This is a genomic window from Ethanoligenens sp. (genome assembly GCF_047718355.1).
Lineage (GTDB): Bacteria > Bacillota > Clostridia > Oscillospirales > Ethanoligenentaceae > Ethanoligenens.
In genome coordinates this window covers 8,030-18,998 of sequence record NZ_JBDNLG010000057.1, presented here as the reverse complement: position 1 = coordinate 18,998, position 10,969 = coordinate 8,030, and the positions used below count along the sequence as shown (strand labels likewise).

Genomic DNA, 10,969 nt, shown 5'->3' with positions numbered 1-10,969 from the left:
ATTTTATAGAATAGGGGAACAATTATCAACACCCTGCTGTTTTTTCCTTTTTCACATGTTTTTACATCTTTTTAGTTGAAAAAAACATGCTGTTGGGCTATAATTGCCTTTGAGTGCTATTGTTATTTTTGTATGGATGAATATTTATAGAGGTGAAACGATCATGAGAAAAACCAAAATTGTTTGTACGCTTGGTCCCGCCACAGAAACCGAAGAAATGCTCAAAAAGCTCATGCTCGCCGGCATGAACGTTGCGCGTTTCAACTTCTCCCACCAGACACATGAACAGCATAAACAACGCTTGGATTTCGTTCGCGGCATCCAAAAAGAAGTTGGCATACCCCTTACGTACCTGCTGGACACCAAGGGTCCTGAACTCCGCCTGGGCTTGTATAAAGACAACAAAAAAGTCTCTTTGAAGACCGGACAGGATTACACACTGACCACCCGCGATATCCTGGGTGACGAAAACGAAGTCTCCATTTCGTTCAAAGGCCTGCCCGGCGACGTAAAACCCGGCAACCACATCCTCATCGCCGACGGCTTGATCGAATTGGAAGTCAAAAGCACCACCGACACCGACATCTTCTGCCGCGTCAACAACGCCGGCACACTGTCCAACAACAAAAATGTGAACGTTCCCGATGCTCATGTGTCCCTGCCGTTCATCAGTGAGAAAGACCGCTCCGACTTGATTTTCGGCGTTGAAAACGGTTTTGATGCAGTTGCAGCATCATTTACACGCTCAGCGGAAGATGTGTTGGAGATGCGCGCCATTCTCGACAGCCACGGCGGCACCAATGTCAAGATTATCCCGAAGATTGAGAATATCGACGGTGTAAACAATATCGAAGAGATCCTGAAAGTCGCCGACGGCGTTATGGTCGCACGCGGCGACATGGGTGTGAACATCCCAATAGAAGAGATTCCGCGCATTCAGAAGATGATCATCAAAAAAGCCAACGCATTGGGCAAAATCACCATCACCGCCACCCAGATGCTCGATTCCATGATCCAGAACCCGCGTCCGACGCGTGCGGAAGCAACCGACGTAGCCAACGCCATTTATGATGGAACCGGCGCGACCATGCTCTCCGGCGAAACTGCCGCAGGTGCTTATCCCATCGAAGCCGTGACCACCATGGGTCGTATTGCGGAACGTACCGAAGAAGATATCGACTACAAAGCACAGTTCGGAGAACGCGCGCTGGAATCCAACAGTGATGTGACCAATGCTGTTGCTCACGCGGCCGTTGGCACTGCACACGACACCAACGCCAAAGCCATTCTGACAGTCACCCATTCCGGTTACACCGCCCGTTTCATTTCCAAGTTTCGTCCATGCTGCCCCATCATTGGCTGCACCCCGAACGAACAGACCTACCGTCAACTGAACCTCTCCTGGGGCGTGATACCGGTATTGACCTCCAACGCCAGCGGGGCCGACGATATGATTGAAACCGCCGTGCAGAGTGCCGTCAATGCAGGCTTAATCCAAAAGGGCGATCTGGTCGTCATCACCGGCGGCATCCCGTTGGGTATCCCAGGCACCACCAACTTCATCAAAGTGCATGTTGTAGGCAGCAGCACCTCGTTCAGCAAGTAAAAAACATAGGATATCCGTCTTACCCATTTTTTGAGTTAGATTCTGCCGAAAATCATGAATGGGTTTTCGGCAGAATCTATATATATCAGCTGGTTTTCACCTGACAAATACGATCTTGTCATTGTTTAAGATTGTGAGGGCAAAGGCAGATGTCAAACATTTCAAAAGGTTTTTATCACCTTGCCGCGCGGATACGCGGTTTTGTCGTACGTAAAAAAGTATTGGTTTCTGTGGTATCCGCTGCCGTTGCTTTGGGATGTGCAGGCTGCATTCTGTATGTACAGACCAGTCATACAGTACCAGCGGCTGCCAAACCGGCCACCTCCCAATCATCCATATCCGCTATGTCGGCCCCGTCCGCACCGCTGCCATCCAAAAAGGCGGACATTTTATCCGCACAGCAAAAAAACTCTGATGTCATCGGATGGTTGACAGTGCCCGGCACGGATTTGGATATGCCGATCGTGCATACTGCCGACAACAGCTACTATCTCACCCACAATCTTGAAAAGCAGACCTATAAAAAGGGCCAGCCATTTCTGGATTATCGCAACGACCCAGAAAACCTCGGACATAATTCCATTATCTACGGTCACAACATGGGGGATGGCCAGCTATTCGGAGAACTCAAGCAATTCAAAGACCTCAATTTTCTCAACCAGCATCCGGTGTTGTATTTTGGAACAGCCGATACAGACCGGTATTGGAAGATTTTTGCCGTTTATACCACCGATGTCAACTTCTACTACATCAACACAGATTTCCCCACCGACAACGATTTTTCCAATCTGGTTGATCGGATGCGGGCACAGTCCCTGTTCAATACCAATGTGGATGTGGCACCTACTGACAAGATTTTAACACTGTCCACCTGCACCTACGAATTCACTGACGCACGTTTCGTTATCGAGGCAAGACTGGTGCGCCCCGGCGAAAGCTACGATGTAGCTCCAGCTGTGGATAATCCGGCCCCTGCGTCTCCTCACCACAAAACGTCCTAATCATCTATCTAAAAAAGGGGGTTCATAACCGGCGATGCCGGTTATGAACCCCCTTTTTTTGTCAAGCGTACTTTTTTCAGTCGTGCGTGCTGTTTTCCTCCTGCCCGCATGTGGCAGTCGGTGTGGGGCTTTGGGCAACAGAGGGTTTTTGCCTATCCGTTGGCAGCAACAATTTACCCGCAATTGCTGATACGATCGGCACAGTTAAGATAACCGCCAGACTGCCGCAAACCGCCTCAAGAATATCCACAGCGATTCCGCTGGAATTGAACAACTGATTGAACTGCACTTGATAGGAATACATCAAGATAAAAGACGCGACCGATGCGCCGATAAATGCAAGGATTAATGTGTTGGCCATGGTACCCATCATGTCCCGTCCCACGTTCATGCCCGCATAGAACAATTCTTTAAAGTCTGCATCCGGTTTATGTCCAAGCACCTCGTTGACGGATGTCGCCACCGAAATAGCAATATCCATCACGGCACCCAAAGACGCAATAATGATCCCCGCATACAGCAGATCCCCCACCTGCAAACGGCTTTGCCCTGCAATATTCAGCAATGCGTCCGTGTCGGAGGATGTGTAGCCCGAGATACCCATGATATTGCTGAAAATCAGAAGAATGAGGATAGAAATCACCACACCTGCCACGGTGCCAAGCACAGCGCTCAGGCTTTTCCTGCTCAAGCCACCCACCAAAAACAAAGTGACACAGGAAGTAACTGCGACCAAAACAAGAGTGGCCGCAAACGTGGGGACGCCGCGCAGCAGCAGCGGCACAAAAACAAACAGCATTGTCGTCAGCGTGAAGAAAATCCCCAGCAGAGAACGGAAGCCGCGCCAGCCACCCACAAAGCAAAGCGCCGCGACAAACAGCCCGATTAGCACCAGCAATGGGATAAACCGGTTTGGCGCATACATATAGACATTGATGACCGATTTGTCACTGGTGGATGTGTTGATCGATACCAGAATGCTTTGCCCTTTATGCACAACGATATTGGTGTCATAATTGAGTGCATTGTTTACCTGAAATGTGTGCCCTTTGTACTGTCCGCTGTTCACAAGCACGGTAATCAACTGGCGGCCGGTATATAGTCCTGGAAATGTTGTTTGGGAGATGGACTGCTGGTCAACAGACTGCACGGTCGCATTCTCAAAATAGACTTGGCCGCCCGCGCCGGACCCATACGGATTATAGGTCGCTGTATGCTGACTGAAAAGCACCGCAAAAACGATATAAATTGCCAAGATTGCAACTGGTATGACAATTTTTCCACTGATTTTGACCCACTTGGGCATCCCTGACTTTATTTGCATGTTCTTCTCCTGTGCATGGGTGATATTCCCACTGGTTTTGACATCTTATTTGGAACGACAGACAGCCCCGCTCAAAAAGCGGGACTGCCTGCGTTTGCAAACCATTGCAAAATCCGTTCACTTTTCTGAACCTTAACGGAAACGCTTAGACCTTTTTCTTGCGGAGTACAACAAAGCTGGCTCCACCAAGCAAAGCCGCGATTGCCGCAAAACCGATAACGTTTGCCACCGTGTTGTCCTGCGCGACAGCACCGGTGTGCGGGTTGCTCACAGAGGAAGTGGATGTCGTGGAAGCGGTCCCGGTCGAAGATGTACCGGTGGCAGCGGAGTTTGAGGAAGTGCTGCCAGTCGATGAGCTGCTGCTGGAACTGCTGTTGTTGGCAGAAGTCTTGCTGATGGTGTATGTATCAATCAGTTTCTGATTTGCCATCGTATAATCCGTGGTGGAATATGTGCTGATAGTAAATGCGTCATTGGTGAACTTCACATCGGAATAGGTCGGCAGATAGCCCTGCCAGCCCACAACACTGAAGGTATGGTCAGCCGGTGTGTTGAGCGTGGCAGTGGTTCCATTATTGTAGTTATAATATTTGCTGCCGCTGCCGGAGTCCAGCGTAAAGTAGACTGTGCCCTTCGGGTTGGTCACGCTGCTGGGATAGGCCTTGGTCGCATAGGTCGCATTTGTGTTGGTGGTAGCGGGGATGGTTGAACCGGTGTTGGCTGACAGCGCAACCACGGCGCCGGTATTCGGGTCCACGGTGTTTCCGCCAATCATCTGCGCGGTACGTGTATAATAGTGGTCATGGCCCTGCAACACCACGTCGATGCCGTATTTATCCATCATGGCTGGCCAGGTGTTGCGGATGGTAACGACCGGGTCGTCGGTCGAGTTATTGGTATTGTGGTTGGCTTCGCTGTAAGCAGACTGATGCCAAACCGCAACTTTCCATTTTACATTTGGGTTTGCTCGTAAGGCACTTGAGATAAACTGGTCGTGATCAGCAGTACCGTAATTGTTAGCATTCAGTACAACAAACAGAACCGGGCCGGAAGTAAACCAATAATCGCCATCATTGCCGTACTGCGTGGCGCCCAAGCTGCTCTTGTTCGGCTGATTATAGTGATAGCCGTAGTATTCACCCATTTGATGGTCATGGTTGCCTTCAAATGCCGCAAGCTGATAGCTTTGCACTACACTGCTTTTGTTCGGGCTAAAGAAGTAGTTGTACTGGTTCCATTGGCCGTCATTCAGATTGCCGTTGCTATCTTTGTTTTTCGGGTTAATCAGATAGCTGTAATCGTTGACCTGATCGCCCATTGAGAACAAAAAGTTCAAGCCTTTGATCTGACTGACCAGACCCATCATGTTGCCCCAGCCGGTTTCATCATCTGCGACATTCGTGTGTCCACCCGTCTGGGCAGATTTGGCAGTACCGGAACCGTTGTCAAACGCACCAATCTGCGGATCGCCGAAAGCTGCAAAATGGACGCTGTCGGTCGAGCCGGTCGTGATAGTGTAGACATTGCTCCAGTTCGTGCCGTCGCTCACTTGATATGCATATTTGGTACCAGGCTGCAAACCGGTGACGGTTGCACTGTTGGCATATTCGCCTGTTTTGACACCGGCCGGGGTTTTGCCGTTGGTTTTGCCATCACCCTGTCCGTCATTTGCCCCATCGACGCCCGGCAGCGCGGCGCTGCTTAAGCTGATCTGCTCGGTAGCAACCACGGCGCTCTGGTTAGCGCCCTGCGCAGTGGCGCTGGAGGGCAGCGAACCGTCACTGTTCAAAGTGGATGCAAGTGCATAACGGACTTGTGTGGCGGCTTTGCTCTGGGTGAACCAGTTGAAATTCATTTTGGTCACATCGGAACCGACACCCGCATTGATATTATACGGTCCAGACATAGCCGGGAGAGTGAAATCGGCGATCGCTGAAGTGTCCGCATGAGCCACGAGTAACGAACCCGTTCCCACCGTTACTGTTGCAGCAAGCAGAACCGACAAGGCGATTTTGCCTGCTTTGCGATTTTTTATCATTCTTTTTCCTCCTGCAATGTTTACTTCTACACACTTTTTCAGTCCATCAACAAGTATACACGCCGCATGTATAGTCCATGGATGAACATTGTAAGATTTGTGTAATATTTATGTAAATCACAGCAGACGAGTCCATGGTTTCTAAAACCAAAAAGCGAATCTTCATCTTATTTTACAGTCAGCTTTAAATTGGCATACCTATAGCGATGCGCCATATGGTACGGCAATTGAACTATAAATTATACATTTATAGTAATAACGTCCGGCAAAATAAAACAACCTATTTCTCGATTTTTACGACGTCAATGGAAAGTTTACGCATCGGATTGCGCCCCACATGCGACAATTCATCTTATAAATAAATGTTTCCAAACCGTCGGAGCAGTTGCTGTGAATACGCCTCCCGTGCCGCTTTGTCCAATGGTTTCTCAGGATTCTGTTCCTGCCGGGCTTTGAACAATTCTTGCAACCGTATAGCTGGTGGCTTGCAAATAAAAGGTGCTAAATAAAAAGTCCCCTTGAGCGATAAAGCTCAAAGGGACTTTTGACACGCAAAACTGAATGCCGTAATCACAGCGCACAGCTTTTCTTGCTGCCGCAAATGATTTCAATGGTACCTTGCAGATTATTCCACCGTAACCGATTTTGCAAGATTGCGGGGTTTATCGACATCGCAGCCACGCTGCACTGCAATATAATACGCCAGCAGCTGCAACGGGATAACCGTCAGAACCGGCATAAAAATATCAGCTGTTCCCGGAATATACAATACGGAATCAACGGTTTTTTCGATGGCACGGTTGCCCTCTTTTGCCAGTCCCAAAACTTTTGCGCCGCGTGTTGTGACTTCCCTGACATTGCTGATCATTTTGTCATACAAGTCACTCTGCGTAGCCAACGCAATCACGACAGTGTCCTTTTCAATGAGCGCGATGGTACCGTGTTTTAATTCACCGCCCGCATACGCCTCGGCGTGCAGGTAGGAAATCTCTTTGACTTTCAGCGCGCCCTCCATCGCAACCGCATAATCGATTCCTCTGCCAAGGAAAAACATGCTTTGCTGGCTATACGTATTCCCCGCAAATTTCTGTAGCATTTCCTTGTTTTGCAGAACTTTTTCCGCTTTTTCCGGCAGCGAGAGAAGCTCTGTCTTGAGCGATTCAATTTCTTCAGGTGCCATCGTGTGTTTTTCCTGCGCCAAGTACAGCGCCAGAATATACATCAAAACCAATTGCGTAGTGTACGCCTTGGTGGATGCAACAGCGATTTCAGGACCCGCCCAAGTGTAGAGAACATCATCGGCTTCCCTCGCAATGGAGCTGCCTACCACATTGGTGACAGCCAGCACCCGCACGCCTTTGCTTTTAGCTTCCCGCAGGGCTGCAAGGGTGTCCGCCGTTTCACCCGACTGGCTCAGCACCACCAGCAAGGTTTTGCTGTTGAGAATGGGGTTGCGGTAACGGAATTCCGAGGCAATATCGACCTCCACCGGAATCCTTGCCAACTTTTCAATCGCATATTTTCCGATTACACCCGCGTGATAAGCAGTCCCGCAAGCGACCAAATAAATCTTTTGGATGTTTTGCAGCTGCTCGGTCGGGATGGTGACAGAATCCAGCTGGATGGGTTTCTGATGCATCACTCTGGAATTCAGCGTGTCCCGGATGGCTTTTGGCTGTTCATGGATCTCTTTGAGCATGAAGTGTTCATAGCCGCCCTTCTCTGCCGCGTCGGCATTCCAAGTGACGTGTTGAATCGGTTTTTCGAGCTTTTCCCCTTCCAGAGAATACACGGCGGCGCCTGTTTTGGTGAGAACCACAATTTCCTTATCTTCGAGATACAGGATATCGCGTGTATGGTTCAAGATAGCCGGCACGTCCGAAGCGATAAAATATTCGCCTTTGCCGATGCCTACCACCAGAGGACTGTCTTTTCGTACCGCGATGATTTTATCCGGTTCGTCGGTGCACATAACCCCCAGTGCGTAACTGCCTTCAATCACAGAAATTGCTTTTGTAACAGCCTCCAGCAAATTACCGTGGTAGTAATAATCAATTAGGTTAGGAACCACTTCCGTATCCGTATCAGAATAAAACGAATATCCCTTGGAACCCAGCCACTCTTTCAAATGCAGATAATTTTCAATAATGCCGTTATGCACCACACTTATCGTGCCTGCCTGATTGGTGTGCGGGTGGCAATTCTTTTCAGAGGGTTCCCCGTGCGTGGCCCATCTGGTGTGCCCGATGCCAATGCTTCCGGTCAAAGACTCCGTGCCAAGTTTGTCTTGCAATGCCTTTAGCCGGCCCTTGCTTTTCACCAGATGCATTTCTCCCTGCGGGTTCATCACAGCGATACCGGCGGAATCATACCCCCGGTATTCCAGCTTTTGCAGACCGCCGAGCAATATCGGCTGTGCGTCCTGTTCCCCAATGTAACCAACAATTCCACACATAATAGAGTACCTGCCTTTTCAATTTTAATATCCAAGGTTTCCAGGTACTTGATTGATTTTGTCGCAAAAATTACTTTTTGGTTTTATCAATCGTTCCGGTAGTACCATACCGCAAGGCATCCGCCGAATTATCGATACTCCTTGACCTCGTCAACTTGGGAATTTTCCCCCTTACCCAAGTTCTGGCGCTCTATTTCCTTTTAGAAACCTCGGAACCCTATTATAGCATATTCATATGACCTGTTCAATGTTAACAAATTATAGCAGCATATGAAGCATTATTGTAAACTTCGCCCAAAAACGCCATCAGAAACGGTGGCTCCTCCCACAACGGCGGCGGTGTGCACCAGTCCGGCCGCGACCCGTGTGAACTGCCCTATGTGATGCGGGGCATTCAGGAACTGTGTCCGGGCCTTTCGGAGGAACTTGGCGCGGATGTCGAGTACTACCAGCAGAGCAATTTACGCCTCGCCAAAACAGAGGCGCACCTAATTCATGCGTCTTATATCTGCCGTGCCATGATAGGCAAAACCGCTATTGAATCCTTTGTAACGGAACAACCGCCCATCCAAACTGTAAAAATCATTACTCATGCAAGCTGCTCGGTTGTGGCAAGATATATGCCCATGCAAAGTATGCTAAAAGGCTCAAAACAGGCAATGCTTTAACAAAGATGCTTCATAATCGCTTTGGCATAGTTATTTGCAAACACCTCCTGGTCTTCATATGTATTGCCGTCATTTCCTCTTTTATAAGCAACATAATGACCGATTTCATGCAACAATGTTCGGTATAGCTGTGTGTTCTTTGCTGATTCTGTCGTCTTACTAATCCGTATATTTCGCTTGTCATACGAGACTCGGTTTCCCTCTTCCGACAGCATATCCAGTTCTTTTTGAAAAAAGGGCGATATTCCTTTCTTTGTAATCTTGGTGATGCTACTCGGATCAATAGCTTCAATAATGATTGCGGGTTGTAATTTTCGATCAAATTCAAAAAAATATCGTATCCGTCCCCAACAAGGATCTATAATCTCCTCCTTCTTTTTGGGTTGGCGCAACACAATCAAGCTGAGCCCATCCAAATCATTAGGAGGCACACGGCTTAGAACCGCGCATATCTCGTCAATACTACAGGTGTAGATATAGTTATCCTTTAATTGCTCTACAATAAACTGAAATGTCTTTTTGCCAACAGTTCTTTGAATGAACTTCGGATGCTGTATATTTTTATAAAATGGGTTATAGTTTTGAGATGGAATTTCAAATTTACTTTGCCGCTTATTACCAGATTTTCTTGTGCCAATATTGCGGTTTCTTTTGATAGGATTTCTGTGAGATGATGGGTACATGTGGCGCACCTTCCTTGATTACAATTCCGGTTTTTTGATAATGGCTCAGTCACCGCATTATTTTCCGGTTCCGAGCTGGTTCCAAACAGATCAACCAAGTTAAAATTCGGGCTATAGGGAGGCAGATAAAGCGGCTACGCACCGAACGAATGAGCTCTACCATACCATCGATTTTATGTGAACTCAGATTATCCATGACAGCCGCCTCCGTCATATCCTCAAAGTCTGTTCCGCCTGAGCTTTTGGAAACGCCGAACGTCTGCCCCATTTGCCGACCCGTCGTTGACTGACCGTATTTTCATCCTTTTCGACCACTATATTCCAATTTATACCGGAATTAAATATCAGTATACCAGGGTAAAACACAAACTTCAACATTCTACTTTAACCTATATTATGTTTTAAACACTTGGAATTTTCGTATTTCTAAATGTTACATCACTTAACATTCGATTTCGAGCAAAAGCTCACCGCTTCTCCGCACCATGTGGTGCAGAAAAGCGGTGAACAAAAGCATTTTAAAATTCGGTCATGGGCGTAACACATTTTTTAGGCGAGGTCTTGACTCTCACCATGGGCAATAATTTTACGTTGGCAAATATTATTGCACAATAATGGATTTTGTCTCCCATTGCACGACTCCGTCGTTGCCAATGCCCGCCACCGTCAGCGTATAGGTGCCACTGGCAAGTTGGGTCATATCCACTGAGAGCGAATAGCCGCTGTTGTCGATGTTTCCATAACCATCATCGGCAAACGCTTTGGCTACGTCTCCGCGATTGGTTAGGTCCTTACCTGCCACCGAGCCAAGGCCGTGTGGTTTACCGTTGCTGTCCCATGCGTAAACATCCACACGGTTGATGCCGGAAACATTAAGTGCCCAGCCGGAAACATTTACCGTACCGGAAACAGTGGAGCCGTCTGCCGGCGCATCAATATCAGTCATCGGCTGCGGCGCCGCCACATGAATGGTTCTTGTCTCCCATTGTATGACTCCGTCATTGCCAATGCCCGCCACCGCAAGCGTATAGGTGCCACCGGCAAGTTGGGTCATATCCACTGGGAGCGAATAGCCGCTGTTGTTGATGTTTCCATAACCATCATCGGCAAACCCTTTGGCTACGTCTCCGCGATTGGTCAGGTCCTTACCTGCCACCGAGCCAAGGCCGTGTGGTTTACCGTTGCTGTCCCATG

At 48.5% G+C, this 10,969-nt stretch carries 8 protein-coding genes and 1 pseudogene; 3 read left to right on the top strand and 6 right to left on the bottom strand.

Annotated elements, in window-relative coordinates; translation table 11 throughout:
* The first annotated feature begins 163 nt into the window (after window positions 1-163).
* Both pyk and srtB read left to right on the top strand, forming a co-directional pair.
* Window positions 164-1,606 (top strand): pyruvate kinase, encoded by a 1,443-nt coding sequence (pyk, locus tag ABF463_RS09530; protein ID WP_415533384.1) that lies wholly within the window; start codon window positions 164-166, stop codon window positions 1,604-1,606.
* A gap of 149 nt (window positions 1,607-1,755) precedes the next feature.
* Complete coding sequence (gene srtB / locus ABF463_RS09525) at window positions 1,756-2,607, top strand: class B sortase (protein ID WP_415533383.1); 852 nt, start codon at window positions 1,756-1,758, stop codon at window positions 2,605-2,607.
* A gap of 76 nt (window positions 2,608-2,683) precedes the next feature.
* On the opposite strand, the gene ABF463_RS09520 is transcribed toward srtB, so the two are convergent.
* The 4 genes from ABF463_RS09520 to glmS form a co-directional block, all read right to left on the bottom strand.
* On the bottom strand, window positions 2,684-3,931 hold the full coding sequence (locus tag ABF463_RS09520) for a YibE/F family protein (protein ID WP_415533382.1): 1,248 nt from the start codon (window positions 3,929-3,931) through the stop codon (window positions 2,684-2,686).
* Window positions 3,932-4,076: 145 nt separating this feature from the next.
* Complete coding sequence (locus ABF463_RS09515; protein ID WP_415533381.1) at window positions 4,077-5,969, bottom strand: fibronectin type III domain-containing protein; 1,893 nt, start codon at window positions 5,967-5,969, stop codon at window positions 4,077-4,079.
* A 428-nt stretch (window positions 5,970-6,397) separates the two neighbouring features.
* Entirely contained in the window at window positions 6,398-6,580 is a 183-nt protein-coding gene (locus tag ABF463_RS09510) for a hypothetical protein (protein ID WP_415533380.1), read from the bottom strand.
* A gap of 14 nt (window positions 6,581-6,594) precedes the next feature.
* Entirely contained in the window at window positions 6,595-8,424 is a 1,830-nt protein-coding gene (gene glmS / locus ABF463_RS09505; RefSeq protein WP_415533379.1) for a glutamine--fructose-6-phosphate transaminase (isomerizing), read from the bottom strand.
* A 299-nt stretch (window positions 8,425-8,723) separates the two neighbouring features.
* Between glmS and ABF463_RS09500 the strand changes: the two are divergent.
* A pseudogene (locus tag ABF463_RS09500) lies at window positions 8,724-8,915 on the top strand (FAD-dependent oxidoreductase); the annotation flags it as partial.
* Window positions 8,916-9,088: 173 nt separating this feature from the next.
* Here ABF463_RS09500 and ABF463_RS09495 read toward each other — a convergent pair.
* The gene (locus tag ABF463_RS09495; RefSeq protein ID WP_415533378.1) at window positions 9,089-9,775 is read right to left on the bottom strand and encodes a hypothetical protein; all 687 of its coding nucleotides are present in this window, start codon (window positions 9,773-9,775) and stop codon (window positions 9,089-9,091) included.
* 601 nt (window positions 9,776-10,376) lie between these two features.
* On the bottom strand, window positions 10,377-10,969 hold a 593-nt coding region (locus tag ABF463_RS09490), incomplete at its 5' end, for an Ig-like domain-containing protein (protein ID WP_415533377.1).

Coding starts and splice junctions, on each gene's coding strand:
- pyk (WP_415533384.1), top strand. CDS start 164: ATGAGAAAAACCAAAATTGTTTGTACGCTTGGTCCCGCCACAGAAACC.
- srtB (WP_415533383.1), top strand. CDS start 1,756: ATGTCAAACATTTCAAAAGGTTTTTATCACCTTGCCGCGCGGATACGC.
- ABF463_RS09520 (WP_415533382.1), bottom strand. CDS start 3,931: ATGCAAATAAAGTCAGGGATGCCCAAGTGGGTCAAAATCAGTGGAAAA.
- ABF463_RS09515 (WP_415533381.1), bottom strand. CDS start 5,969: ATGATAAAAAATCGCAAAGCAGGCAAAATCGCCTTGTCGGTTCTGCTT.
- glmS (WP_415533379.1), bottom strand. CDS start 8,424: ATGTGTGGAATTGTTGGTTACATTGGGGAACAGGACGCACAGCCGATA.
- ABF463_RS09495 (WP_415533378.1), bottom strand. CDS start 9,775: ATGTACCCATCATCTCACAGAAATCCTATCAAAAGAAACCGCAATATT.